The organism is Saccharopolyspora elongata (assembly GCF_004348985.1).
Lineage (GTDB): Bacteria > Actinomycetota > Actinomycetes > Mycobacteriales > Pseudonocardiaceae > Saccharopolyspora > Saccharopolyspora elongata.
Genome location: NZ_SMKW01000044.1, coordinates 16465 through 41653 on the forward strand (window position 1 = coordinate 16465; position 25189 = coordinate 41653).

Here is a 25189-nt window from a genome sequence, read left to right on the forward strand (position 1 = left end):
CAGGGAGGCGCGGAGTGCCACCGAGCACGCAACGTCGCGATGCGCGCACGGCGCGGGATCTGGCGATCACCCGCATTCGTCCGGTGTGGACGAATGCGGGGCGAGCACGGAGCGCGCGCGGCCCGGCACGGCGGGAAAGATCCGGCCGACGCGATCACCCGAGCACGACGACGTCCGCCGCCCGATCTCGAAGTCGCCGCCGCCGGCGCGTGCCGTCCGTGAGTAGCAATGGTCGCAGTAATGACATTTCCCGCTGCGAACCGGTACTTTCGATCAGGAGCGCTTAACGAATGGTGCGTTCGGGCACAACTGCCCAACAGCACGATCTCAGGTGATGCACGCGGGCTATTCGGCGCTCGCGTCCGCCGGTAGCGTGATACGCCCCACCTGTTCCAGGTGCCCCGGGTGAGCAGGCCACAGGAGAACCGACCGATGACAGACGATGCAAGCCGCGCGAGCGAACGGTTCAGCGGGCTGCAGCGTTGGACAGGGGGGCCGGACCGCAGCGGTTCCAGCTCGAGCTGGTTCGCCGCCGAGCCGGAGGACGCCACGCCCCCGCCCCGGCAGGCCCCGCAACCTCCCGAGGCGCCGGCCCCCGAACCCCGGCGCAGCGCCGAGCAGCGCTACGCCGACGCCATCGCGGCGATGAACAAGATCGTCACCACCCTGGACTTCGAGCAGCTGCCCTGGGTGACCGAGGTGTTCCGGGCGACCGCCGGAGTGCTGAACGAGAACGACCCCGCGCGCGCGGGCGTGCTCAACAACCTGGGTAGCGCCGCGCAGCTGACGCACGTGCGCAGCGGCGCGCTGGCCGACCTGGAAGACGCGATCTCCTACTACCGGTCGGCGCGGGACTCGGCGCACAGCAGCGACCAGGACCGCGTGCTCTACCAGTGCAACCTCGCGCTGGCACTCACCGATCTCGCGAGCAAGACCGACAGCGCCTCATCGGCGGCGGAGAGCGTGCAGGTCGCGCGGGAGACCGTCGAGCAGACGCCGCGCCGCGACCAGCGCCGCGCGATGGCGCTGATCCGGCTGGCCAACGCGTTGCGGCTGCACGCCCGGCTGGCCGACGAGCCGCGGTCCGACGACGAGTCGATCGACGTGTTCCGGGAGGCCGCCCGGATCTCGCCGGCCAACGACCCGGCCACCTCCGAGCTGCTGATCAACCTCGGCGCGGCGCTGCTGCGCCGGTTCGAGCGCGGCGGCTCGCCCGAGGACCTCGACGAGGGCATCAAGCACCTCGGGTCCGGCGCCGGCGCCCTCGCCGACGGCGAGCCGCGGCGGGCCGCGTTGTGCCACCTGGCCAAGGCGCTACGGCTGCGGTTCCAGCGCAACGGCGATCTGACCGATCTGAACTCGGCGATCAGCGAGCTGATCGGCGTGCTCGGCATGCTGGAAAGCGGAAATCCCTTGCTGGGCACGGCGATCTGGCACCTCGCCGCGGCGACCGTCGAGCACGTCGACGCCACCGGCGAGGCGAGCCAGCTGCGCCGCGTGCTGCGGCCGATCGCGCCTGCGGTGCGCGCGATGTCCGCCGACGACCAGAGCCGCTCCGTCGCCCTCACCGGTTACGCGACCTTGCTGCGCAGGCATTTCCTGCACGGCGGGGAGGCCAAGGTGCTGGACACCGCGGTCACCGCAGGCGAGGCCGCGGTGGAGGCGGCGAGCGCGGCGGACCGCGGCGTGATGCTGCATTCGCTGGTCACCACGTTGATCGGCCGCTTCGAGCACCACGGGGAGGCCACCGACCTGGACCGGGCGGCCGAGATCGCGCGCGAAGCCGCGAAGCTCGACGCCGCGTCGCAGCCCGCGGCGTGGGCGCAGCTCGGCATCGTCTCGGCGCACCGGTTCCGGTTGACCGCCAAGACTCGGGACATCGAGGCCGCCATCGAGCTGCTGGACCAGGCGCTCATCGCGACGCCGGCGACCGCGCCGAACCGCGCGGGCATCGCCGTCCACCTCGGCCGCGCTCTGCGCACGCTCTACCAGCGCAGCGGGCGGAGGCGGTACTACCGGTGGGCGCGCAAGGTGCTCATGGAGGCCGCCGAGCAGTCCAACGCCCCCGCCGACCAGCGGCTCCGGGCGGCGAGCCTGTCCGGTCAGATCTGCGCGCAGGCGCACCGGTGGTCGGAGGCGCTGGAGTCGTTCGAGGTCGCGGTCGACCTGCTGCCGCTGGTCACGCGCGGCAAGCGGGTCGTCGCGTCGCCTGCCGCGCAGCAGCGGTGGGCGACGATCGCGGCCGATGCCGCGGCGTGCGCGTTGGAGAGCGGCGCGCCCGAGCGGGCCGTGGAGCTGCTGGAGCACGGGCAGAACGCGGTCCTGGCGGACTTCCTGCCGACCGGTGGAGAGCTCGGCGCGCTGCACCGCACCCATCCGGACCTCGCGGACGAGGCGGTCCGGGTGCGGCGGCTGCTGGACCGGCCGGTGGACGAGCCGGTGCTCATCGGGTCCGACGACCGGATGCGGCTGGCGCACACCTGGGACGAGCTGCTCGCGGAGATCCGCCAGGTGCAGCCGGGCCACCTGCTGCGCACGCCGATCGAGCAGCTGTCGGCCGCGGTGCCGGAAGGCTGCGCGGCGCTGGTCAACCTCAGCCGCTACCGGTCGGATGCGCTGGTGCTCATCGCCGGGCGAGTGCTGACCGTGCCGCTGCCGAACGCCGCGCCGGAGACCGCGGCCGACCGGGCGGGCGAGCTGCTGGCGGCCGCGCAGCAGGACGACCACGAGGCGCTGTCCGAGGCCCTCGACTGGACCTGGGACCGGATCGCGCGCCCGGTCATGGAGCGGATGGGCTACCTGCGCACGCCGGAGCCCGGCGCCCGGTGGCCGAGGATGTGGTGGAGCGCCCTCGGCGCGATGGCGTTCCTCCCGGTGCACGCGGCGACCTCGCGGACCGGTGAGTCCACATTGGACCGCGTGGTGTCGTCGTACACCCCGACGCTGGGCTGCCTGCTCCGGGCGACGCAGCGGCCGGTGCCGACGGGCGGCCGGGCCCTGGTGGCGGCCGGATCCGCCGAGCAGGTCGGGCGGGAACTCCCGCCGCAGAACCAGGTCCTGGCGCAGTACTGGCCGTCGGCGGAGATCGCGTCGGTGGAGAGCACCAGCGCGACCGAGATGCTGCAGCTGCTGCCGGAACACCCGTGGTTGCACGTGTGCGAGCCGAGTTCGCAGTTCCCGGGGCAGCCGGCGGCGGCGCTGCTGCTGGACCGCGAATCACCGCACCGGCCACTGGGCGTGGTCGAACTGGGCCAGGCGCCGTTGGAGGAAGCGGAGTTCGGCTACCTCGGCCAGTGCGCGACGGCGGCCGACCCGCCGTGCGCGGCGGCGGTGTCCCTGCCCGGAGCGCTGGGCTTCGCGGGGTTCACGCACGTCATCGGCACCCTGTGGGAGATCGACCCGGAGAGCGCGGTGCAGGTGCACGCCGACGTCTACGCCGCGGTGTTCGGCGGCGAGGAGTTCGACACGGACCGCTCGTCCTACGCCCTGCACAACGCGGCCCGCCAGCTCCGGGCCCGCTATCCCGAGGAGCACTGCATCTGGGCGGCCCACGTCCACATCGGACCGTGACGCCATAGCGGGCAGAACCGGGGCACTCCCGCGGCCACACCGGCTGCAGGCCCGGGAACGCCCAATTTTAGGCAAAATCGGAACAGCACCCCGCCACAGCCAGGCTGGCCACAGGCCCGGGGACGGTTCCAATTTCAGGGGTCGTTCCAGAATGGCTCCGCCTGGTCGTCCAGGAGGCGCCCGGCGCCTGACAGGCGGTGCCGGTTTCGCGCGAAACCGTGGCCCTGCACCCCAGACGTTCACGTCCCACACATCCCCGCGCACCATTCTAAAACGACCCCTCGGGCAGGGCCGGGGTGTGGTCGGCGGGTGGATTTCGCTTTCAGGGGCGGGGTTTCAGCCGACGGAGGGTGTAGCCGTCGCCGGTCGGGTCCAGGGCCGCGGTGGCTCGCTTGAACAGGTACTCGGCTCGTTCGTAGGACAGGCGGCTGCGGCCCGTCTCCGGGCACAGGTCGCCGTCCTGGGGCGGCCTGGACGGCCCGGGTCTGCGATCGGTCAGGAACAGCGGGCCCCGGGTGCGGCCCGCCACCAGCTCGGGGAGCAGCGCGGCCGTGCCGGATCGCCAGCTCACCCAGGCGCCGGCCACCCGGGCGCGGCGGTCGTCCAGGTCCAGGTCCTCGACGTTCAGGGACAGGACCGCCGTCACCGCGGCCCCGGATTCGTGCAGCAGCCGCCACAAGGTGCGTTCCCGCAGCGGGATCCCGGGGCGGTTCCAGATCTCGTCGAGCTGCGCGGGGTCGATCGGCAGCGCCGGGGAGCGGGTTTCGGCGCGGCGGTCCAGGCCCGCCGCCAGATCGTCCAGGCCCGCCCAGGCGGCGAACGACCGGATCGCCGCGCGGTGCCGGTTCCACGTCTTCGCCGCCACCGAGCCCCATGCCGTCTCGAACACCCTCGCCACTTGCTCGGCGGTCATGGCGGCCAGCGGCCGATCCCCCAGGGCAAGGCGCAGCCGTCGCAGGGTCTGCCCGTAGGAGCGGATCGTCGCGGCGTTCAGCTCGTCGCGTGCCAGGAACTCCTCGACCGCCGCCCCTAGCGTCGGACCGGAATCGCCGCCGGCGAGCTCTCCCGCGCGGCGGAGCAGGAAAGCGCGTTCTGCGCTGTTCTGGGTGAGCGCCGCGGCCCGCTCGAACTCGAACTTCGCCTCTCCGCCGCGCCCGAGCCGCGCCAGGAGGTCGCCCCGGACGCTGGGCAGCAGGTGGTAGTTCTGCAGAACCGGGTCGGCGCCCAACGAATCGACCAGCGCGAGCCCGGCGTCCGGCCCGCGCGCCATACCGACCGCCACAGCCTTGTTGAGCTGCACGATCGGCGTCGGCAACAGCCGGGACAACGCTTCGTAGAGCGCCGCGATCTGCGCCCAGTCGGTGTCCTCGGCGGTCCGCGCCCGCGCGTGGCACACGGCGATCGCGGCCTGCAGCACGTACGGGCCGGGGGCGCCGCCGATCTCCTTCGCTCGCAGCAGTGCGGCGAAGCCTCGGCGGATGAGCAGCTGATCCCAGCGCCCCCGGTTCTGCTCGTGCAGCTGGACGGGCTCCCCCGACGGGCCGGTGCGCGCGGCCGATCGCGACTCCTGGATCTCCATCAGCGCGACCAGCCCGTGCACCTCGGCCTCGTGCGGCGCCAGCTCGGCGAGCAACCGCCCCAGCCGCAGGGCCTCCTGGCAAAGTCCGGGGCGCAGCAGGTCGTCGCCGGCGGTAGCCGAGTACCCCTCGTTGAAGATCAGGTAGACGACGCCGAGCACCGACGAGACGCGATCGGCCAGCTCCGGGCCGTCCGGGAGGTCGAACGGCACCTGCCCCCGGGCCAAGGTCCGCTTCGCCGCGGCGATCCGCCGAGCGATCTGCGGTTCGCTGACGAGGAACGCCCGGGCGATCTCCGCGGCCGTCAGGCCACCGAGCAGCCGGAGGGTCAGCGCGACCCGCTCCCGCATCGGAAGCACCGGGTGGCAGGAGATGAACATCAGCCGCAGCACGTCGTCCTGTTCGAGGTCCTGCTGCCGTTCCTGCTCGTGCGCCAGCTGCTCGTGCTTCTCCTCCAGGCGGCGGGACCGCCGGATGTGGTCGATGGCGCGGCGCTTGGCGATCGCCATCAGCCAGGCGCCCGGGTTGTCCGGGATGCCCGCGGGCCATTGCTCCAGCGCGGCCACGAGCGCGTCCTGGGCCAGCTCCTCGGCCAGGCCGACGTCGTGCACCAGCCGCGTGAGCCCGGCGATGATCCGGGCCGATTCGAGCTTCCAGATCGCGTCGACGGTGCGCCGCACGGCGGGTGCGCCGCCCCGGTCGGGGCGGCGCGGACCGGGTGTCACGGGCCGAAGACCTGCTGGACCACGCTCTCGCCGTCACCGACGATCTTGCGGAACCGGCGGGCCAGCTCGATCGCCTCCTCCTTGGACCGGACCTCGACCAGCGCGAAGCCCGCCACCGACTCCTTGGCCTCGGCGAACGGCCCGTCCGTCACGGTGATCTCGCCGTCCGCGGAGGTCACCCGGACGCCGCCGGGTTCGAGTCCGCCGGTGGCCAGCAGGACCCCGGCCGCGGTCAGCTCCTCGACGAACTTGCCCATCTCGACGTACAGGCTCTCGTCGGGAGCGGCATCGGAGTCGGAGGCCTTGGTCATCATCAGATAGCGCACGGCGCTGTCCCCTTCCTTCGCTGAGCTGCCTTCCGCATCAGCGTCGGACGAGCTTATGCGACGGGGAACGGGCGCATTCCCTGTCGCATCGCCGGTTCGACGTGTTGGCGAGAACCCGAGCACCGCAACAGGAAGGACGAAGCCATGGCCAAGTTCGCCACCGTGCAGGAGTACACCGCCTCGCTCCCCGAGGCCCAGCGCGCGATCGCCGACGAGCTGCTTCCGCTCATCGACGAGGCGCTGCCCGGCGCGGGAGCGGTCTGGCACGGCCACCCGGTGTGGAGGCTCGGCCCGGCGCCCGGCAAGTCGCCGGTCTGCTTCATCAAGGCCTTCTCCGCCCACGTGTCCTTCGGCTTCTGGCGCGGCCAGGAGATCACCGACGCGTCCGGCCGCCTCGAACCCGGCTCACGCGCGATGGCGAGCGTCAAGCTCCGCACCCCGTCCGACATCGACGCCGGGTTGTTCACCGACTGGCTGCGCGCGACCCGCGACCTGGAGACCGCAACCGCCTGACCTGAACCCGGGTGAGCAGCGCCGACCACCCGACGCTGCTCACCCGTGTGCCGGAGGAGCCGTTCGGGAACGTGTTCCGTACGCCGTTTTCGCGCGAAAGCGGCGTTCCCCACGCCTAGCGGGTGACGGTTTCGCGCGAAAGCGGCGCTTCTGAAGGGTCGCGGCGTCGGTCAGCGCAGGGTGATCTGGGTGATCTTCCACTTCTCGCCCTGCTTCTCGGCACTCACCGAGATCTGGGCCGGGCCGACGTTGCTCTCGCCGGTGTTGGCGCGCATCGCGTGCTGGTCGACGAACAACAAGAGCTCGGCGCGGTCGCCCTGCAGCCTCGTCACCGCGCTGTTCTTCACCGTCGTGGTGACGATCAGCTGCTGCTGCGGGGCCTGCTCCCGGACCACCTTGAACAGGTCGTCGTACTTCTGCACCGCCGAGCCGACCAGCAGGTCCCGCGCGGCGGCCTCGGTCTTGCCCGTGTCGTTGAAGTCGTAGGAGAACACCTTCTCCACGGCATCGCCGATCTGGCCGTTGACCTCGCTGGTGGCCCCGGCCGAGACCAGCGCCTGGTTGGCCCCGGCCCCGGAGTACCGCGCGTCGAACGCCTTGATGCCGAGGAACACCGCCGCCCCGATGAACAGGACCGCGAGGATCCAGACCGTCCACGCCAGGCCCGTCAACGACGTCTTGCCGGACGCTGCCGCGCCGGCCGCGACACCGGGCTGCGCCCCGGTCCACGCCTGCTGCGCGTCGTACGGGGCCGCGGCTACGCCGCTGGACCCCTCCGGCTCCACACCAGCCGCTTCGCTGCCCTCCGCGACCGGCTCCGCCGAGCCGCGCTCCGCCGAGCCGCGCTCCGCCACATCGGCTTCGCCGACCTCGACGGTCGGCTGCACCGAACCGGCCGCCGGTGCGACGTCGCTGCGCTCCGGCGCGGCTTCGACGGAACCGTTGCGCGGGGTCTCGGCATCCGGCTCCCGCTTCGCGGTCCCCTTGGCAGCCTGCCGCTCCTCCGCGGCGCGCCGGGCTTCCCGGGCCTCCTCCTGGAGGGCGTCGCCGAGCAGGGTTTCGCGGTTGCGCAGGCCCGCCACCTTGGGACGGCGGGTGGGGGTCTTGCGGCGGTTGCTTGGCACTGACTGCACTCCTCGAATTGCTTGCGAGTGTCGCCGTTCAGCCGACCGGCACGGTGCCGAGCGCACTGAGCTTCCAGGTCTCGCCTTCGCGGGTGAGCTCGGCCTGGTAGCGGTCCTGCTTGTTGGTCGGCTGCTGGCCCTCGATGGTGACCGTCACCTGCACGACGGCGATCATCCGGGCCTTGCCCGCGTTCTCGTCAAGCTCGACGATCCCGGCGTCGAGCACCCGGGCCGTGGTGCTGCTCTTGGCCTGGGTGATCTGGGTCGCGTAGTTCTGCCGGCCTTGCCGGATCTCGTCTCGCAGCGGGCCGGTCGAGTTGTCCTCCCAGCGCTTCAGGCCGCCGTCCACATCCCGGTAGTCGAGGCTGTTGAAGCTGATGATCGCGCTCGTCCCGTCGTGCAGCGCCGCGTCCCGCACCTCCGCGCGGGCGACCGAGTCGCTGTTGCCGGCCAGCGCCCACGTGACGCCGAAGAACAGGCTGGCCACCACGCCGATCGCGAGCAGCGTCAGGCCCGTGATCAGGCCCAGGACCGGGCGCTTCCGCTCAGCGGTTCCGGTGGTCATTTCGGCCTCCTCCCTACTGTCCCGGTGCATTCTGCGCGCCGCGGACCGACGTGTCACTGCCCTGGGGCTCCGCGCAGTGCGCGTTGGGGTTCAGCGGCATCTCGCGGAAGTCGTCGCCGGCGCGGCGCTCGGTCGACTCGTAGCCCTTGGTGCAGGGCAGCGGGTCGAACACGTTGAGCACCAGGCCGAAGTGCGCGGTGCCGTCGCCGGGCACCACCGTGTTGCTGGCGGTGACGATCGCCGGGTACAGCGTCATGATCTGCTCGATGCCGTCGACGCGTTCGGCCATGACCCGCGATGTGGTCGTCAGGTTCGCCAGCAGCGGTCCGAGCTGCTGGTTCTCCTGCAGGAGCGCGCTGACCTGGCGGGCCGCCGGTGGGGCGCGCTCGATCACCGCGCGCAGGTCGCCGTCGGAGTTCTTCACCGACTCCGACAGCAGCCGCAGGTCTTCGCCGAACGACCTGATCGCCGAGCCCTGCTCGTTCTGGGTGGCCAGGACTGCCTTGCCGTCCTGGAGCAGCTGCACCGTCTGCGGCAGGTGCTCCTGCGCGGCGGCGGTGAACTCGCGGCTGGTGTCCAGGATGGTCTGCAGGTGGCCGCCGTTGTCGCGGAACGCCGTGCCGAGCTCGCTGACCACGGTGCGCAGCGACTCCTCCGGCACCGAGTTCGCGAACGCGTCCAGGTTCGTCATCAGGCTTTCCACCGGCAGCGGCGTGGTCGCGGATTCCTGCGCGATCACCGAACCGTCAGCCAGGAACGGGCCGTCGTCGCTCTTGGGCCGCAGATCGACGTACTGCTCACCGACCGCGGACCGGTTGGTCACCACCGCCTGCACGTCGCGCGGGATCCGCGGCGCGCTGGACTCGATGTCCAGCGGCACCTCCACGCCGGTGCCGGTCAGCTTCAGGTCGCCGACCCGGCCGACCGGCACCCCGCGGTAGGTGACCTCGGCGTTGTTGAAGACGCCGCCGGTGTCGGCGAGTTGCAGCGTCACCACGTAGCCGCGCGGGCCGAACAGCCGGTCCAGGCCCGCGTAGCGGGCTCCGGCGTAGCTGACGCCGACCAGGGCGATCGCGACGAACGCGATGATCTGCAGGCGCACTCGACGGGTGAGCATCAGCGGCCACCTCCCAACAACGAGCCCAGCAGGCCACCGGATTCCCGCTCCGGCTCGGCCGGCGGTTGCGCGGGCTGCTCCGGCGGCGCCTGCGGCGTCAGCGGCAGCGGGATGGACTTCAGGGCGTCCGGCAGCGGGATCAGCGGCTGCCGGCTGCGACCGAGGTTCTCGAGCACGTGGGTGAGGTTCAGGTCCACGTTGGCGTAGAGGTTGGTGAAGTCGCTGTTGCCGATGCCGTCGACCGCGTTGTCCGGGAACGGGAACGAGACGAGCACCTCCAGCGACTTCGGCAGGCTGTCACCCGCCGCGGCCAGCTGGTTCAGGGCCGGCGCGAGCTGGTTGAGGTTGTGCACCAGGTCGTCGCGGGACCTGTTGACCACGTCCGTGCCGACGCCGGAGAGCTGGTCGAGCGACTGCAGCATGGTGACCAGCTGGGTGCGCTGCTCGTTGAGCACCCGCAGCCCGGGTTCCAGGTCGCGCAGCGCGGTGTCGATGCTCCCGCGCTGCTCGTTGAGCCGGGCGCTGAGCCGGTTGATGCTGTCCAGTGCCCGCGTGATGTCGTCGCGCTGCGCGTCCAGCCCGGCGACCAGTTCGTCCAAATTGGACAACAGGCTGCGGACGTCGGACTCGCGGCCCTCCAGCGCGGCGTTGAGCTCCTTGGTGATGTTCTGCAGCTGCGCCACGCCACCGCCGTTGAGCAGCATGGACAGCGCGCCGAGCACCTCTTCCACCTCGGGGTTGCGGCCGGTGCGGTCGAGGCCGATCAGGGCTCCGTCAGCGAGGCGGCCGACGTCGGACTGCCCCTCCGGCGGGCCGGCGAGCTCGACGTACTTCTCGCCGAGCAGGCTGGACTGCCGCAGCCGGGCGGTCGCGTTGGCCGGCAGCTTGACGTCGCCGTTGACCTGCACGGTCACCTCGGCCTGCCAGGAGTCGGGGGCGAGACCGATGGTCGACACCCGGCCGACCGGCACGTCGTTGACCCGCACCCCGGCGTTGGGCCCCAGGTCCAGCACGTCGGCGAAGCGCACCTTGACCTCGTAGGGGTCGCTGCCGAGGTCGGCGCCGCCGGGCAGCGGCATGTCGTAGACGCCCTGCGAACTGCACCCGCCGAGCACGACCAGCGCCAGCACGGCGGCCCCAACCTTCGGACCACATCGCAACGACGACCGTGCCCGCCCCGAGCGGGTCCGCAATTTCCATTGAAATCGAAGGTTCGATTTCAATGGAAATTGCGTCAGAAACAGTCCCTTCACCGGGTGCCTCCCGCGGTTTGGGTGCCGCTCGCGTCGGAGAGCGGAAGCGGAAGCGGTGGGAGCTTGCCGTTCTGGATGGCGTTGAGGGTCTCCGCCGGGGTCGGCAGCTTCACCACGCCGTCGAGGATCGGCTGCAGCGACTTGCACGCGTCGCTGACGTCCTTCGGCAGGTCCGCCGGGCTGTGCTGCTGCAGCATCTTGCACACCGCCACCACCGGCGGCTGGTTCAGCTCGTTGAAGTTCGCGCGGACGTCCAGCGTTCCCGCCGCGCCGTTGTAGGCGTTGTTGAGGTTGCTCAGCGCCAGCGGCGCGTTGTTCAGCGACTCGCTGAGCGCTTCCTTCTGCTCCACCAGCACGGTCGCCACCGCGTTCAACTGGTCGACGTTGGACTTCACCAGGCCCCGGTTGTCCCGCACGAAGGACTCGACCTTGCCCAGCGCCACGGCCAGCTCCGCCAGCGCCGCGCTCATGTCCTCGCGCTCGCCGGCCAGCAGCGAGCTGACCTGCTGCATCTGCGTGTTGAACCGGCGCACCTGGTCGTCGTTCTCGGCCAGCATCGTGGTGAACCGCTGCACGTTGTCGACGGTGGCGAACAGCTGATCGCTGTTGCCGGACAACGTGGTGCCGACCTCGCCGAGGTTGCGGATGGTCTCCGACAGCGCCTTCCCGTTGCCGTCGAGGTTCGCCGCGCTGGTGTTGAGCAGGTCGGTCAGCGCGCCGTCGGCGTTGGCGCCGTCGGGCCCCAGCGCGGTCGTGATGTCGTTGAGGCTGCGGTAGATCTGGTCCAGCTCCACCGGAGTCGCGGTGCGCTCCTTCGGGATCACCGCACCGTCGGCCAGCTCCGGCCCGCCCCGGTAGACGGGGGCGAGCTGCACGTAGCGGTCGCTGACCACGCTCGGCGCGACCGCCACCGCGCCCGCGTCGGCGGGCACCTTCACGTCGCGGTCCACGCTCATCACGACGCGCACCACCTGGCCCTGCGGCACGACCTCGTCGACGGTGCCCACCGGGACCCCGAGGATCCGCACGTCACCTCCCGGGTAGATGCCGACGGCGGCGTGGAAGTACGCGGTGACCTTCCGCTCGGCGGCGCCGAAGAACAGCCACCACACCCCGGTGGTCACGGCGAGCACGACCACCACGGCGATCGACAGCGTCCTGGTCAGCGACGGGCGTGCGCTGGTCATGGCTGGCAGCCCTTCTGGTTGATCGGACCGATGGCGGGCGGCAGCAGGCCGCAGATGTAGGTGTCGAACCAGCGGCCGTTGCCCAGAACGTTGGAGAAGTACCTGGTGAACGGGGCGAACATCTCGAGGCTGCGGTTCAGGTTGTCCTGGTTGCGCTGCAGCATCTTGGTGACCCGGTCGAGCTGCTGCAGCGCCGGGCCGATCTGCGCGTTGTTGTCGTCGACCAGCCCGCTGAGCTGCTGGGACAACGTGCGGGTGCCGTCCAGCAGGCCGCTGATCGAATCCCGCCGCGCCCGGATCTCCTGCAGCAGCAGGTTGCCGTCGGCCAGCAGCTTCTCGAAGTCGGCGTTGCGGTCGGCGATCGTCTTCGACACCTGCGAGGTGTTGCTCAGCAGGTGCTCCAGCTGCTCGTCGCGCGAGGAGATGGTCCGCGACAGCTGCGACAACCCGTCCAGCGCGCCGCTGACCTCGTCCGGCGTGCCCTTGAACGTGTTGGAGAGCGTGCGGAAGCTCTCCGCGAGCTGCCCGGTGTCGATCTTGTCCACAGTGGTCGAGAGGTCGCTGAAGGCCTCGATGACGTCGTAGGGCGACACGGTGCGCTGCAGCGGGATCGGCTCGGACGGCGACATTTCCTCGCCGCCCTGCGGGTCCAGCGCCAGGTACTTCTGGCCGAGCAGCGTCTTGATCCGGATCGCGGCCGTGGTGTGGTCGCCCAGCCACGCGTCGCCGACCCGGAAGCTGACCAGCACGTGGTCGCCCTCGATCTCGACGTCCGAGACGGTGCCGACCTTCACCCCGGCGATGCGCACCTCGCTGTCCGGCCGCAGCCCCGCGGCCTCGGTGAACTGCGCGGTGTAGGTGGTGCCGCCGATGAACGGCAGGCGCTCGAAGTTCAGCGCGAGCAGGAACATCAGCACCAGCGCCAGGAGGCCGGCGATGCCGATCTTGAGCGGGTCGCGCTGGGAGAATGCGGTCATCGCTGGCACCTCGGCTGCGTCACCGGCATCAGCGGCAGCGGCAGGTTCAGCTCGCCGATGCCGACCGTGCCACCGGCCTTGCACATGTAGAAGTTGAACCAGGAGCCGTGGCTGGCCGTCCGGCCGATCGTTTCGAGCTTGCCGGGCATGTTCTGCAGCACCCGCTCGGTCAGCTGCTCGTGGTCGTTGAGGTTCTTCGACAGCTCACCGAGACCCGCGATGTCCTGCTGCAGCCCCGGTCGCGCCTCGGTCAGCAGGCCCGCGGTGCTGTTCGTCAGGCCGTCCATCGCGGTGATCGCGGAGCCGATCGAATCCCGGTCGGCGGACAGCCCGGACACCACCTGCTGCAGCTGGCCGATGAGCTCGGACAGCTGCTGGTCGCGGGAGTTGACGGTGTCCAGGACGCCGTTGAGGTTGTCGATGACCTGCCCGATCACCTGGTCGCGGGAGGCGATCGTGGAGGTCAGCGAGGCGGTGTGGGCCAGCAGGCTCTCCACCGTGCCGCCCTCGCCCTGCAGCACCTGGATGATCTCGTAGGACAGCTTGTTCACGTCTTCCGGCGAGAGCGCCTGGAAAAGGGGCTTGAACCCGCCCAGCAGCACGGTCAGGTCCAGCGCCGGCTTGGTGCGCTCCAGCGGGATCTCGCCGCCCGGGGGCAGGACTCCGCTGGAATCGCCCGCGCCCTGCTCCAGCGCGATGTACCGCTGGCCCACCAGGTTCCGGTACTTGATGGTGGCGGTCACCGAGCTCGGCAGCCGCCGGTCCGACACGTTGAACCGCACCTCGGCGATCCGCCGGTCGACCACCTCGATGCTCTCCACCTGGCCGACCTTCACCCCGGAGATGCGCACCTCGTCGCCCTCGTTGAGGTTGGTGACGTCGGTGAACCGCGCCGTGTAGGACTCCGACGCGCGCAGGTCCCGGTTGGCGATGGTCAGCACCAGCAACCCGGTGGCCAGCACGGTGACCAGCACGAAGATCAGGAACTTCACCAGTGGTGCGACGATGCTGCGGCCGTTCACCGGTAGCTCACCTCCGCTCCGCGAAGCACGGGCCCGACCAGCAGCGAGCCCCAGTCCGGCACCTCACTCGCCGGGCGGCCCACCGCGGGCGCCAGCAACACCGCCACCATGTCCCGCTCGGCCGGGGAGTTCACCCAGGTCGCGGACTGCGGCGAGGTGCTGGCGGGCAGGTAGCCCTGGCCCATCGACGGCGGGTTCAGGCCGCCGTCGGCCGGCCGCGACGCGGGCGGCGGAACCGAGCCGTCCTTGTACGGCCCGTCCGGCGGGTACTCCGGCACCGGATCCGGCAGCGGCATGAAGTTGTAGCAGCGCGGGCCGCGCTTGTCGGCGAACTCCGGCTCGTCCTGGTTCGGCACGTACTTGCCGCGGGTCGCGACGACCTCCAGGGTGATGTGCAGGCCCGGCTCGGCGGACCCCTCGCCCAGCACCTGCCGCATCCGCGGCACGAACTCCGCCATCTCCTGCAGGAAGCACGGGTACTCGGGCGCGTACTTGGCCAGCACGTCCAGCGTCGGCCGCTGCGCCTCGCCGAGCTGGATGATGTTCTGCCGGTTGTCCCGCAGGAAACCGGTCAGATCACCGGAGCTGGTGGTCAGCTGCGAGGTGAGCGCGGTCAGGTTCTCCCGCTGCGCCACCAGGGTCCGGGCGGTGGTGCTGAAGTTGTCCAGCGCCTCCAGCACGTCCGGCGCGGCCTGCTCGTAGGTCTGCGCGACGCCGACCAGCTCCTGCAGGTTCTCCTTGAGGTCCGGCACCGACGGGTTGAGCCCGTCCAGGTAGGTGTTCAGCTGCGACAGCGTCTCGCCCAGCGGCTTGCCGCGCCCGGCCAACGCCTGGTCCAGCGCGTTCAGCGTCACGGCCAGGTCGTCCGGGTGGACCGCCTGCAGCACCGGCATCGTGTCGGACAGCACCTGCTCCAGCTCGATGCCCGCGCTGGTGCGGTCCTGCTCGATCACGTCACCGGAGGCCAGTGTCGTGGTCGACGCCTGCTCCGGCAGCTCCAGCGACACGTACCGCTCGCCGAAGAGCGTCCGCGGCAGCAGCCGCGCCGACACGTTCGACGGCAGCTGCTCGGCCCGCTCCGGGTCCAGCGCCAGCCGCAGCTCCGCACCGTCCCCTGTGGACGTCACGCTCACCACCCGGCCGACGACCATGCCGCGCACCTTCACGTCCGACTCGGGCAGCAGCTGGTTCCCGGTCGACGGCGCCTTCAGCACGACGTCCACGCTGGACGCGAAGGCCTTCTGGTAGATCGCCACGGTCAGCCCGATGAACAGCACCATGCTCATCAGCAACGCCAGGCCGAGGGCGCGGCGCCGGAGCGTCGTCAACGCGCTTCGCGTGCTCATCCCGTGATCCGAACCGTCGTCGTGGTGCCCCAGATCGCGAGGCTGAGGAAGAAGTCGAGCAGCGCGGTGGTCACGATCGCGGTCCGCACCGCGCGCCCCACCGCGATGCCGACACCGGCCGGGCCGCCGCTGGCGCGGTAGCCGTAGTAGCAGTGCGTCATGATCACCACCACGCTGAAGACGAGCACCTTCCCGAAGGACCACAACACGTCCTCGGGAGGCAGGAACAGGTTGAAGTAGTGGTCGTAGGTGCCCGCGGACTGGCCGTAGATGTAGATCGTGACCGCGCGGGCGGCGATGTACGACGTCAGCAGGCCCAGCACGTACAGCGGGATCACCGCGATGAACCCGGCGATCACGCGGGTCGTCACCAGGTACGGCAGGCTGGGGACGCCCATGACTTCCAGCGCGTCGATCTCGTCGGAGATCCGCATCGCGCCCAGCTGCGCGGTGAAGCCGGAGCCGACCGTCGCCGACAGCGCGAGCCCGGCGACCAGCGGCGCGATCTCGCGGGTGTTGAAGTACGCGGAGACGAAGCCGGCGAACGCCGAGGTGCCGAGCTGGTCCAGCGCCGCGAAGCCCTGCAGGCCGACCACGGTGCCGGTGAACAGCGTCAGGCCGATCATCACGCCTACCGTGCCGCCGATCACCGCCAACGCGCCGCTGCCGAAGCTCACCTCGGCCAGCAGCCGCAGCGTCTCCTTCGCGTAGCGGGCGATCGCCCGCGGAATCCACGCCAGCGAGCGCAGGTAGAACGACATCTGGTCGCCCAGGTCGTCCAGCATCACCAGCGGCCGCCGGGCCGCGCGCTTCGCGCGCTGCGAGATGGTCACCATGTCATTTCCGCCTCTTTGAAGCGGCGAAGCCGCTTAGCCCACCTACGCGACTCGCACCGCCGCGGGTTCTCAGACGTCGTCCTCGCGAGGACAGCCCCAGCGTGGTGTATTGGACATACATGAGTCGGGGATCCCGCAGTCGAGGCGGCGTCTGAGGTTCCGCTATCCGCACCGCTGAGCAAACCGAGTTCCGGGAACACGCTTCTCATGTCACATTCCCTTTGGCGGGACCAGTTGCAGGTAGAGCGTCGTTAAGACGAAGTTCACGGCGAACAGGAGCAGGAAGGTGATCACCACCGACTGGTTCACCGCGTCCCCGACGCCCTTCGGTCCCGGCGGCGGGTGCAGGCCGCGATAGGCGGCCACCACGCCGGCCAGGAACCCGAAGATCACCGCCTTCAGCTCGCCGATCCACAGGTCGGACAACTGCGCCAACGCGTTGAAGCTCGCCATGTACGCGCCGGGCGTGCCACCCTGCATGATCACGTTGAACGTGTAACCGCCGAGCACGCCGACCACGCTGACCATGCCGTTGAGCAGCAGCGCCACCAGCATCGCGGCCAGCACCCGCGGCACCACCAGCCGCTGGATCGGCGAAATCCCCAGGACCTCCATCGCGTCGATCTCGTCGCGGATCTTCCGGGAACCGAGGTCCGCGCAGATCGCCGAGCCGCCGGCCCCCGCGATCAGCAGCGCGGTCACGATCGGGCTGGCCTGCTGGATGATCGCCAGCACGCTCGCCGCGCCGGTGAACGACTGGGCGCCGATCTGCCTGGTCAGCGAGCCGAGCTGGAGCGCGATCACCGCACCGAACGGGATCGACACCAGCGCGGTCGGCAGGATCGTCACGCTGGCGATGAACCAGCACTGCTGGATGAACTCGCGGATCTGGAACGGGCGGCTGGGCATCGCCCGCACCACGTCGAGCGCCAGCGCGAACATGCGGCCGGTCTCGCGAAGCCCGCCCGCCCCCGGGAACCGCGCCTGGGACGGCGAACTCACGACTCACCCCGCTTGCGGCCGAACCAGCGGCGCCGCGACGACTCGGCCGACTCCTCCGCATCCCACGGCGTCGACTCCGGCTGCCGGGGGTGGGGCGTCGGGCGCACCTGCTGCGGCGGCACATCGGCGACCGCCGCCGGCGGCAGCCGGTCCTGGGCCGGCGCCTGCACCGGCTCGGTCTGCTGCGGCCACGCACCGGTCGCGGGCGTGGAAAAACCGTAGAGCGCCAGCTCATCCGGGGTGAGCGTCTTGAGGATCTCCTGCTGCGCCGACGGGTTCAGCGTCCGCAGCTGGCGCAGCACCCGGTCCTTGCGGCGGCGCACCGCGGTCCGCTCCGGCATCCCCGGCGAGACCTCCAGCTGCGCCATCATCGGCGGCACGGCGAGCTGGCTCAGCCGCGCCAGCTCGGACGGCCCGATGTCCTTCTCCTCGCTCATGCCGATCGGCCCGTCGGCGCGCCCGTTGAGGAACTGCACCACCACCGGCTCGGCAGAGGTCAGCAGCACCTCGCGCGGCCCGAACATCACCAGGTTCCGGCGGTAGAGCATGCCGATGTTGTCCGGCACCGTCCGGGCGGTGTTGATGTCGTGCGTGACGATCAGGATCGTGGCGTCGATCTGCGCGTTCAGGTCGACGATCAGCTGGTTCAGCAGCACGGTGCGGACGGGGTCCAGCCCGGAGTCGGGCTCGTCGACGAGGATGATCTCGGGGTCCAGCACCAGCGCGCGGGCCAGCCCGGCGCGCTTGCGCATACCGCCGGAGATCTCGCCGGGCAGCTTCTCCTCGGCGCCGAGGAGACCGACCATCTCCATCTTCTCGAGCACCAGGTCGCGGATCTCGGACTCGCCCTTGCGGGTGTGCTCGCGGAGCGGGAACGCGATGTTGTCGTAGAGGTTCATCGACCCGAACAGCGCGCCGTCCTGGAACAGCACGCCGAACATCTTCCGGATCTCGTAGAGCTCGCGCTCCGAGCAGGTGCAGATGTCCGTGCCGTTGATGACCACCTTGCCCTGCTCCGGCTTCAACAAGCCGACCAGGGACTTCAGGAACACCGACTTTCCGGTCCCGGAAGGCCCGAGCAGCACGCTGATCTCGCCGGGAGGAAGCGTCAGGCTGACGTCCCGCCAGATGGTCTGCGCGCCGAAGGACTTCGACAGTCCGTCGACAACCACCTCGACGCCCATCCGCACCTCCGCGTTCCTCGAATTAACCGCATCGGGGGTCACCCCGGTGAGGCAGCCTGGCACATGTGACGCGCTTAACGAAGGTCATCGGCGTCACACCTATGCAACGAGCCTGACGCGAACGGGTTACTCGCCAGTTCACTTCGATTCGGGAAACCACAGGATTTGTCCGGTAAAAGCGATTCTTCTTTCCCGGACAGCAAAAAAGGCGAGCACTCGCAACCGCGAGTGCTCGCCTTTTTACCGTCAGTCAGATGCTCACTTGACGGAGACCGACGCGCCGGCCTCTTCCAGCTTGGCCTTGACCTCTTCGGCCTTCTCCTTCTCGACCTTCTCCAGGATCGGCTTCGGAGCGCCCTCGACCAGCTCCTTGGCCTCCTTCAGGCCCAGGCCGGAGACGATCTCACGGACGACCTTGATGACCTGGATCTTCTTGTCGCCAGCGCCCTCGAGGATGACGTCGAACTCGTCCTGCTCCTCGGCGGCCGGGGCAGCGGCGCCGGCCGGGCCCGCCACGACGGCGGCCGGGGCGGCGGCGGTGACGTCGAAGGTCTCCTCGAACTGCTTCACGAACTCCGACAGCTCCAGGAGGGTCATCTCCTTGAAGACGTCCAACAGCTCTTCGTTGCTCAGCTTCGCCACGGCGGCGTTCCTTTCAGTTCAGTGCCCGGGAACGGGAAGTGCCCGGGTGGGGAGTTCTTGCAACCGACAACTGCGCCCGAAGGGACTCAGGCGTCGGCTTCGCCGCTCTTCTTCTCCTGCAGAGCGGCGGCCAACCGAGCCACCTGGGACGCCGGCGCGGCGAACAGCGCAGCGGCCTGGCCCATCTTGGCCTTCATGGCACCGGCCAGCTTGGCCAGGGTGACCTCGCGGGAGTCGAGGTCGGCAATGCCCTCGACCTCGGACACGGACAGCGCGCGGCCGTCCATGTAACCGCCCTTGATCACCAGGGCCTTGTTGTCCTTGGCGAATTCACGCAGAGCCTTGGCCGCGTCGACCGGCTCGCCCTCGACGAAGGCGATCGCGGTCGGGCCGACGAACAGGTCGTCGAGGCCCTCGACGCCGGACTGCTCGGCGGCACGCTTGACCAGCGTGTTCTTCGCGACACGGTACGAGGTGCCCGCACCGAGGGCACGACGCAGCTCAGACAGCTGCGCCATGGACAGCCCGCGGTACTCGGTCACGACCGCAGCGGTCGAGTTGCTGAACTTATCCGCGATCTCAGTGACCGCATCAACCTTGTCGGGCTTCGCCATGTCGCCTCCTCTCTATCTCCGACTGTGATCCGCATCCAGTCGGTCCTGAGACGACAAAACGCCCCGGCGCAGAAAGCACGGGGCGTCAAGATCATGGGCGCGCGGTGGCGCGCACGGATAGCCTCGTCCCTCCTGCGCGGGCCGCCCGCATCTCACGGGACCTTCGTTCTCCCCGCCCCTGGCGGGGCACGAAGAAGACCAGCGGTCTTGGGTGGAACCTCGACCAGCGTACGCGACCCGTCCCGGGGTCCACCAACCACCCCCTGTCTCGCCTTCCGGCGGTCACCGGTCGTGACCTGGACGCGACGGCCGGGCATCATGTTGTGCGTGGCTGATCAGCACGAGTCGCCCCGCCCGAACCTGCCGGAGAAACCGCGCACCGCGGAGGTCGTCGACGCCGAGGTGGTGGACAGCGAGGTCGTCGAGGCCGACGCACCGGCGCGCCCGCAGCAGTCGGCGGACGACGCGGAGTTCCGCCAGTACCAGCAGTTCCTGGAGTTCCAGAAGTTCCGCGAATGGCAGCGGTCCCAGGACGGGGAAGTAGCGGTTCCGCCGTCGGCGGCGCCCCCGGCCGCGAAGCCGGAAGCGCCGAAGAAAGCCTGGTGGAAGCGCGCCCTGGGCCTGCTGCGCTACAAGCTGGTCCGCCGCCTGATCTACCTGCTGCTGGCGCTCCTGCTGCTCAACTACCTGTACAACAGCGTGATGACGTCCTGGTTCGGCAGCACCGGAGGCGGCAATGGCACCGGCAACAGCGGCATACCGACCGACTCGGTGCCGGTGAAGTCGACGAACCCCCAGCAGGCGGTGCGCAGCGTCTACAACTACCTGCGCGGGGCGGGTCCGGAACGGACCTGCGAGCTGTTCGACGCGGATGGCAAGTCCGGCTTCGCCGGCGCCTACCAAGCCCCGGACTGCGCCACCGCGGCGCGCCAGGTGCACCAGCAGATCACCGACCCGAACGCGTACGCGAACCCCAAGTTCGACCACAACGCGGTGACCGAGATCGGCCAGGAGGCCCAGGTCCTCGGCTGCCGCGTGCAGGTCAACGGCGGTCCCCGCCTCGGCACCTTCAAGCTCACCAAGCAATCGGACGGCGGCTGGACGATCAGCGCCTACGCCCTCCAGGCCGAGAGCTGCGGCGGCTAGCAAGCTCCCAATTTTGCCTAAAATTGGGCGTCCCTCCTGGTGAGGCCAGCCGCGCACCCAGGGGGAGCACCCAATTTTGCCTAAAATTGGGCGTCCCACATGCGAAAGGGCGGGCCGCCCCTGGTGGGGTGGCCCGCCCTCTCAGCGGAACTCCGGGATCAGGCCGAGGCCGTGATCCGGGTCGCGTTCGGGTCGACCGGGATGCCCGGGCCCATCGTGGTGGTGAAGGTGACCTTCTTCAGGTACCGGCCCTTCGACGCCGACGGCTTCGCGCGCAGGATCTCGTCCAGCGCCGCCGCGTAGTTCTCCACCAGCTTCTCGGTGTCGAACGACGCCTTGCCGATGATGAAGTGCAGGTTGGCCTGCTTGTCGACGCGGAAGTTGATCTTACCGCCCTTGATCTCCGTGATCGCCTTGGTGACGTTCGGAGTGACGGTGCCGGTCTTCGGGTTCGGCATCAGGCCGCGCGGGCCGAGCACCCGAGCGATCTTGCCGACCTTGGCCATCTGGTCCGGGGTGGCGATCGCCGCGTCGAAATCGAGCCAGCCGCCCTGAATGCGCTCGATCAGGTCCTCGGAACCAACCGCGTCCGCACCGGCGGCCTCGGCCTCGGCGGCCTTGTCCCCGACGGCGAACACGATGACGCGGGCAGTCTTACCAGTGCCGTGCGGCAGGTTCACGGTGCCGCGGACCATCTGGTCTGCCTTGCGGGGGTCGACGCCCAGCCGCAGCGCCACCTCGACGGTGGCGTCGTACTTGACCTTGGCGGTCTTCTTGGCCAGCTCGGCGGCCTCCGTCGGCGCGTACAGCCGCGCGCGATCGATCAGCTCGGCCGCCTGCTGGTATGCCTTGCTGCGCTTTGCCATTTCTGTCCCTATCGCAGGTGGATCAGTTGTGGTTGGTCGGGCTGCGCTGGAGCCCTCCCACACTGCCAGCCGTCCGGCTGGGTCAGCCCTCGACCGTCAGGCCCATCGACCGGGCGGTGCCGGCGATGATCTTGGCGGCCTGGTCGATGTCGTTGGCGTTGAGGTCGGCCATCTTGGTCTGCGCGATCTCGCGGACCTGGTCCATGGAGACCTTGCCGACCTTGGTCTTGTGCGGCTCGCCACTGCCCTTGGCCACGCCCGCCGCCTTGAGCAGCAGCTTGGCCGCCGGCGGGGTCTTCAGCGCGAAGCTGAAGGAGCGGTCTTCGAACACGGAGATCTCGACCGGCACGACGTTGCCACGCTGGTTCTCCGTGGCGGCGTTGTAGGCCTTGCAGAACTCCATGATGTTGACGCCGTGCTGACCCAGCGCCGGGCCGACCGGCGGGGCCGGGTTGGCCTGGCCGGCCTGGATCTGCAGCTTGATGATCGCTGCGAGCTTCTTCTTCTTGGGCGGCATGTTTGCTTCCTGTGTCTTCGCTATCCGGTTGCCCGGCCCCGCCTAGTGGCGGAGCCGAATCGGCGAGACCACGAAACGGTGGCTTCGCCCGGTTCTGCGCACGGGTCCTGCCAGATCCGCGCGCAGCCGCCGCACTCCCGCACCGCGGGAGAACGGTCAGATCTTGGAAACCTGGCTGAACGAAAGCTCAACCGGCGTTTCGCGGCCGAAGATCGACACCAGCACCTTGAGCTTCTGGGCGTCCGGGTTGACCTCGTTGATCGTCGCGGGCAGGGTCGCGAACGGCCCGTCCATGACGGTGACGGACTCGCCGACCTCGAAGTCGACCTCGACCGAGGGCTTGGCGGCGGCCGACGCGGCGGCCTTCTTGCCCGGCTCGGCCTTCTTCTCCTCGACCTGCGGTGCCAGGAACTTCAGCACGTCGTCGATGGTCAGCGGCGACGGCTTGGAGGTGGCGCCGACGAAGCCGGTGACACCCGGCGTGTTGCGCACCGCGCTCCAGGACGCGTCGTTGAGCTCCATCCGGACCAGGATGTAGCCGGGCAGCACCTTGCGCTGCACCAGCTTGCGCTGGCCGTTCTTGATCTCGGTGACCTCTTCGGTCGGCACCTCGACCTGGAAGATGAAGTCCTCGACGTCGAGCGTCTGGGCCCGCGTTTCGAGGTTGGTCTTGACCTTGTTCTCGTAGCCCGCGTAGGAGTGCACGACGTACCAGTCGCCGGGGGCGCGCCGCAGCGCCGCGCGCAGCTCCTCGACCGGGTCCGCTTCGGCGGCCACTTCTTCGCCGGCCGCTTCCTCGCCGGTTTCGCCTTCCTCACCGGTTTCGTCGGCGTCCTCGGCCGACTCCTCGGCCTGGTCGGCCGAGTCGGTGTCCTCGCCGGAGTCGGCGCTGTCCGCGGATTCGACTGCGTCGACCGAGTCAGCGGTCGCCTCGGCCTCCGCGGCCTCGGGCTGCACCTGCTCGTCGGTGAGGCCGGTGGATTCCTGGCCCTCGTGGGAGGTCACAGTCGGTCTCGCTTCCTCTCGTGCGTTGCGTGCCGGGTCGTCGTTCCGCCGCCGGCACCACCTAGGGCGGGCCCGCAGCCGTTCAGCCGGAGCCGAACAGCCAGCCCACTCCCTTGGCGAAGAGCACGTCCACGCCGGCGACGAACGCCACCATGATGCTGACGAAGACCAGCACCACGAAGGTGTAGGTCGCCAGCGCCTTGCGCGTCGGCCAGATGACCTTGCGCAGTTCGGCGACGACCTCGCGCAGGAAGCGTCCGATCTTCCGGAACAGCGAAACCCGACCCTGCCGGCCATCCCGCGACGGGGTCGGCCGACCCTTCGACTCAGTTGTGCGCGCCGAGTTCGCTCCGGTCGAACCCGACTCACCGGACCGGCCCTTGCGACCGGCCGGACGGGCGGAGGCACGGCGCTCGCGCCGCGCCGCGGCGCTGGACGGACGGGCTGCGTCTTCGCGCGCTCCGTCCTGCTCCTGCTCGCGGTCCTCGCTCACGCCCATCCTCCGCTCACCGTCGCATCGACGCAGGGGTGACAGGACTTGAACCTGCAACCTGCGGTTTTGGAGACCGCTGCTCTGCCAATTGAGCTACACCCCTTTGCGGCCCTGGAGCTCGACCGCACTTCGGGACACCCGACACCGGCCATGGAACCGGAGTTCATGGTGTTCAGGCATCCCAGGTTCGAAAGTGTACGGCACGCCGACGACCTTGCTCCAACGGCACCCCCTGAGGCGGGTCATGAACAACTCCGCCGCAGGTGGGGAGCGTGTTCGACGACACGCCGCGTCTGTCAGGATGCAAGCATGGCCGCACCTCAGACAGACCAAGAGACCAGGGCGCGGGTGTCCGCGCGGATCGGCGGGATCAGCGAGTCCGCCACGCTGGCCGTGGACGCCAAGGCGAAGGCGCTCAAGGCGGCCGGCCGGCCGGTGATCGGGTTCGGCGCCGGCGAGCCGGACTTCCCGACGCCGCAGCCGATCGTGGATGCCGCCATCGCCGCCTGCTCCGACCCGAAGAACCACCGCTACAGCCCGGCGGCCGGCCTGCCGGAGCTGCGCGACGCCATCGCCGCGAAGACGCTGCGGGATTCCGCCTACACCGTGCAGGCCAGTCAGGTGCTGGTGACCAACGGCGGCAAGCAGGCCGTCTACCAGGCGTTCCAGACGCTGCTCGACCCGGGCGACGAGGTCCTGCTGCCCGCCCCGTACTGGACCACCTACCCGGAGGCGATCACCCTGCCGGGTGGAGTTCCGGTAGTGGTGCCCGCCGACGAGTCGACCGGCTACCTGGTTTCCGTCGAGCAGCTGGAGGCCGCGCGGACGCCGCGCACCAAGGTGCTGCTGTTCAACTCGCCGTCCAACCCGACCGGCGCGATCTACCCGCCGGAGCAGGTCGAGGCGATCGGCCGCTGGGCGCTCGAGCACGGCATCTGGGTGGTCACCGACGAGATCTACGAGCACCTGGTCTACGGCGACGCCCGGCACGTGTCGATGCCCGCCGTGGTCCCGGAGCTCGCGGACACCTGCGTGGTGCTCAACGGGGTCGCCAAGACCTACGCCATGACCGGCTGGCGGGTGGGCTGGATGATCGGCCCGCAGGACGTCATCAAGGCGGCCGCGAACCTGCAGTCGCACCTGTCGTCCAACGTCGCCAACGTCTCGCAGCGGGCCGCGCTGGAGGCCGTCAGCGGCTCCCTGGACGCCGTCGCGGAGATGCGGTCGGCGTTCGACCGCCGCCGCCGCAAGATCGTCGAGCTGCTCTCGGCGATCCCCGGCGTCAGCTGCCCGGAGCCGCAGGGCGCGTTCTACGCGTACCCGTCGGTCAAGGGCCTGCTGGGCAAGGAGATCCGCGGCGTCCGCCCGGAGACCAGCGTGGAGCTGGCGAGCCTGGTCCTGGAGCAGGCGGAGGTCGCGGTGGTCCCGGGCGAGGCCTTCGGCACCCCGGGATACTTCCGCCTGTCCTACGCCCTCGGCGACGAGGACCTCGTCACCGGCGTGACCCGGATGGCGGAACTCCTCGGCGAAGCCAAGTAGTCCCGCAACCCGCGAAAGGCGCCCCCGGCGGCTCGGCCGGGGG

General features: G+C 70.1%; 23 protein-coding genes and 1 tRNA gene. 4 read left to right on the forward strand and 20 right to left on the reverse strand.

What is annotated here, in order from left to right; genetic code table 11:
* Positions 1-432: 432 nt before the first annotated feature.
* Positions 433-3570, forward strand: coding sequence for a CHAT domain-containing protein (locus tag E1288_RS28295; RefSeq protein ID WP_132490267.1), 3138 nt, complete (start codon positions 433-435; stop codon positions 3568-3570).
* 322 nt (positions 3571-3892) lie between these two features.
* Here the strand turns inward: E1288_RS28295 and E1288_RS50150 are convergent, their stop codons facing one another.
* Positions 3893-5872: a sigma-70 family RNA polymerase sigma factor gene (locus E1288_RS50150; protein ID WP_165968294.1), complete on the reverse strand. Its 1980-nt coding sequence runs from the start codon at positions 5870-5872 to the stop codon at positions 3893-3895.
* A complete protein-coding gene (locus tag E1288_RS28305) occupies positions 5869-6198 on the reverse strand; it encodes a YciI family protein (RefSeq protein ID WP_132490269.1) in 330 nt (109 codons plus the stop codon). Before E1288_RS28305 ends, E1288_RS50150 begins: the two co-directional genes overlap by 4 nt.
* Positions 6199-6342: 144 nt before the next feature.
* Here E1288_RS28305 and E1288_RS28310 point away from each other — a divergent pair, with 144 nt between their 5' ends.
* The gene (locus tag E1288_RS28310; RefSeq protein ID WP_132490270.1) at positions 6343-6711 is read left to right on the forward strand and encodes a DUF1801 domain-containing protein; all 369 of its coding nucleotides are present in this window, start codon (positions 6343-6345) and stop codon (positions 6709-6711) included.
* A gap of 170 nt (positions 6712-6881) precedes the next feature.
* Here E1288_RS28310 and E1288_RS28315 read toward each other — a convergent pair whose 3' ends face one another.
* The 13 genes from E1288_RS28315 to rplJ all read right to left on the reverse strand — a co-directional run bounded on the left by E1288_RS28315 (position 6882) and on the right by rplJ (position 19580).
* Positions 6882-7835, reverse strand: coding sequence for a hypothetical protein (locus E1288_RS28315; protein ID WP_132490272.1), 954 nt, complete (start codon positions 7833-7835; stop codon positions 6882-6884).
* 37 nt (positions 7836-7872) lie between these two features.
* Positions 7873-8400, reverse strand: a complete 528-nt coding sequence (locus E1288_RS28320; protein ID WP_132490274.1) for a nuclear transport factor 2 family protein — start codon at positions 8398-8400, stop codon at positions 7873-7875.
* A 13-nt stretch (positions 8401-8413) separates the two neighbouring features.
* Positions 8414-9517: an MlaD family protein gene (locus tag E1288_RS28325; protein ID WP_132490276.1), complete on the reverse strand. Its 1104-nt coding sequence runs from the start codon at positions 9515-9517 to the stop codon at positions 8414-8416.
* Positions 9517-10647: an MCE family protein gene (locus E1288_RS28330; protein ID WP_132490278.1), complete on the reverse strand. Its 1131-nt coding sequence runs from the start codon at positions 10645-10647 to the stop codon at positions 9517-9519. Before E1288_RS28330 ends, E1288_RS28325 begins: the two co-directional genes overlap by 1 nt.
* Positions 10648-10766: 119 nt before the next feature.
* The gene (locus E1288_RS28335) at positions 10767-11957 is read right to left on the reverse strand and encodes an MCE family protein (RefSeq protein WP_132490280.1); all 1191 of its coding nucleotides are present in this window, start codon (positions 11955-11957) and stop codon (positions 10767-10769) included.
* A complete protein-coding gene (locus E1288_RS28340) occupies positions 11954-12934 on the reverse strand; it encodes an MCE family protein (RefSeq protein ID WP_132490282.1) in 981 nt (326 codons plus the stop codon). Before E1288_RS28340 ends, E1288_RS28335 begins: the two co-directional genes overlap by 4 nt.
* Entirely contained in the window at positions 12931-13956 is a 1026-nt protein-coding gene (locus tag E1288_RS28345; protein WP_132490284.1) for an MCE family protein, read from the reverse strand. The genes E1288_RS28340 and E1288_RS28345 overlap by 4 nt, the downstream gene beginning before the upstream one ends.
* Positions 13953-15302 (reverse strand): MCE family protein, encoded by a 1350-nt coding sequence (locus E1288_RS28350; protein WP_132490286.1) that lies wholly within the window; start codon positions 15300-15302, stop codon positions 13953-13955. Before E1288_RS28350 ends, E1288_RS28345 begins: the two co-directional genes overlap by 4 nt.
* On the reverse strand, positions 15299-16138 hold the full coding sequence (locus E1288_RS28355) for an MlaE family ABC transporter permease (protein WP_132490288.1): 840 nt from the start codon (positions 16136-16138) through the stop codon (positions 15299-15301). The genes E1288_RS28350 and E1288_RS28355 overlap by 4 nt, the downstream gene beginning before the upstream one ends.
* Before the next feature lie 210 nt (positions 16139-16348).
* Positions 16349-17080 (reverse strand): MlaE family ABC transporter permease, encoded by a 732-nt coding sequence (locus tag E1288_RS28360; protein ID WP_397530415.1) that lies wholly within the window; start codon positions 17078-17080, stop codon positions 16349-16351.
* 56 nt (positions 17081-17136) lie between these two features.
* Complete coding sequence (locus tag E1288_RS28365; protein ID WP_132490292.1) at positions 17137-18324, reverse strand: ABC transporter ATP-binding protein; 1188 nt, start codon at positions 18322-18324, stop codon at positions 17137-17139.
* A gap of 258 nt (positions 18325-18582) precedes the next feature.
* Positions 18583-18966: a 50S ribosomal protein L7/L12 gene (gene rplL / locus E1288_RS28370; RefSeq protein WP_132490294.1), complete on the reverse strand. Its 384-nt coding sequence runs from the start codon at positions 18964-18966 to the stop codon at positions 18583-18585.
* Between the two features lie 86 nt (positions 18967-19052).
* Positions 19053-19580: a 50S ribosomal protein L10 gene (gene rplJ, locus E1288_RS28375; protein WP_132490296.1), complete on the reverse strand. Its 528-nt coding sequence runs from the start codon at positions 19578-19580 to the stop codon at positions 19053-19055.
* Positions 19581-19898: 318 nt separating this feature from the next.
* Here rplJ and E1288_RS28380 point away from each other — a divergent pair, with 318 nt between their 5' ends.
* The gene (locus E1288_RS28380; protein ID WP_132490360.1) at positions 19899-20726 is read left to right on the forward strand and encodes a hypothetical protein; all 828 of its coding nucleotides are present in this window, start codon (positions 19899-19901) and stop codon (positions 20724-20726) included.
* Positions 20727-20884: 158 nt separating this feature from the next.
* Here E1288_RS28380 and rplA read toward each other — a convergent pair whose 3' ends face one another.
* The 5 genes from rplA to E1288_RS28405 all read right to left on the reverse strand — a co-directional run bounded on the left by rplA (position 20885) and on the right by E1288_RS28405 (position 23710).
* Positions 20885-21592, reverse strand: a complete 708-nt coding sequence (gene rplA / locus E1288_RS28385; protein WP_132490298.1) for a 50S ribosomal protein L1 — start codon at positions 21590-21592, stop codon at positions 20885-20887.
* 82 nt (positions 21593-21674) lie between these two features.
* The gene (gene rplK, locus E1288_RS28390) at positions 21675-22109 is read right to left on the reverse strand and encodes a 50S ribosomal protein L11 (RefSeq protein ID WP_010315507.1); all 435 of its coding nucleotides are present in this window, start codon (positions 22107-22109) and stop codon (positions 21675-21677) included.
* Positions 22110-22265: 156 nt separating this feature from the next.
* Entirely contained in the window at positions 22266-23114 is an 849-nt protein-coding gene (nusG, locus tag E1288_RS28395) for a transcription termination/antitermination protein NusG (protein ID WP_132490299.1), read from the reverse strand.
* An 82-nt stretch (positions 23115-23196) separates the two neighbouring features.
* Positions 23197-23607 carry a preprotein translocase subunit SecE gene (secE, locus tag E1288_RS28400; RefSeq protein WP_132490301.1) on the reverse strand — a complete coding sequence of 137 codons (411 nt, stop codon included), beginning with the start codon at positions 23605-23607 and terminating at the stop codon, positions 23197-23199.
* Between the two features lie 30 nt (positions 23608-23637).
* Positions 23638-23710: transfer RNA gene (locus E1288_RS28405), tRNA-Trp, on the reverse strand.
* Between the two features lie 206 nt (positions 23711-23916).
* Here E1288_RS28405 and E1288_RS28410 point away from each other — a divergent pair.
* Positions 23917-25146, forward strand: a complete 1230-nt coding sequence (locus tag E1288_RS28410; protein ID WP_132490303.1) for a pyridoxal phosphate-dependent aminotransferase — start codon at positions 23917-23919, stop codon at positions 25144-25146.
* Positions 25147-25189 lie beyond the last annotated feature (43 nt).

What these genes read in the sequence shown, in the direction of transcription:
- E1288_RS28295 (WP_132490267.1), top strand. Translation starts at nt 433, where the DNA reads ATGACAGACGATGCAAGCCGCGCGAGCGAACGGTTCAGCGGGCTGCAG.
- E1288_RS28310 (WP_132490270.1), top strand. Translation starts at nt 6,343, where the DNA reads ATGGCCAAGTTCGCCACCGTGCAGGAGTACACCGCCTCGCTCCCCGAG.
- E1288_RS28320 (WP_132490274.1), bottom strand. Translation starts at nt 8,400, where the DNA reads ATGACCACCGGAACCGCTGAGCGGAAGCGCCCGGTCCTGGGCCTGATC.
- E1288_RS28325 (WP_132490276.1), bottom strand. Translation starts at nt 9,517, where the DNA reads ATGCTCACCCGTCGAGTGCGCCTGCAGATCATCGCGTTCGTCGCGATC.
- E1288_RS28335 (WP_132490280.1), bottom strand. Translation starts at nt 11,957, where the DNA reads ATGACCAGCGCACGCCCGTCGCTGACCAGGACGCTGTCGATCGCCGTG.
- E1288_RS28340 (WP_132490282.1), bottom strand. Translation starts at nt 12,934, where the DNA reads ATGACCGCATTCTCCCAGCGCGACCCGCTCAAGATCGGCATCGCCGGC.
- E1288_RS28350 (WP_132490286.1), bottom strand. Translation starts at nt 15,302, where the DNA reads ATGAGCACGCGAAGCGCGTTGACGACGCTCCGGCGCCGCGCCCTCGGC.
- E1288_RS28355 (WP_132490288.1), bottom strand. Translation starts at nt 16,138, where the DNA reads ATGGTGACCATCTCGCAGCGCGCGAAGCGCGCGGCCCGGCGGCCGCTG.
- E1288_RS28360 (WP_397530415.1), bottom strand. Translation starts at nt 17,080, where the DNA reads ATGTTCGCGCTGGCGCTCGACGTGGTGCGGGCGATGCCCAGCCGCCCG.
- E1288_RS28365 (WP_132490292.1), bottom strand. Translation starts at nt 18,324, where the DNA reads ATGGGCGTCGAGGTGGTTGTCGACGGACTGTCGAAGTCCTTCGGCGCG.
- rplJ (WP_132490296.1), bottom strand. Translation starts at nt 19,580, where the DNA reads ATGGCGAAGCCCGACAAGGTTGATGCGGTCACTGAGATCGCGGATAAG.
- E1288_RS28380 (WP_132490360.1), top strand. Translation starts at nt 19,899, where the DNA reads ATGTTGTGCGTGGCTGATCAGCACGAGTCGCCCCGCCCGAACCTGCCG.
- rplA (WP_132490298.1), bottom strand. Translation starts at nt 21,592, where the DNA reads ATGGCAAAGCGCAGCAAGGCATACCAGCAGGCGGCCGAGCTGATCGAT.
- rplK (WP_010315507.1), bottom strand. Translation starts at nt 22,109, where the DNA reads ATGCCGCCCAAGAAGAAGAAGCTCGCAGCGATCATCAAGCTGCAGATC.
- E1288_RS28410 (WP_132490303.1), top strand. Translation starts at nt 23,917, where the DNA reads ATGGCCGCACCTCAGACAGACCAAGAGACCAGGGCGCGGGTGTCCGCG.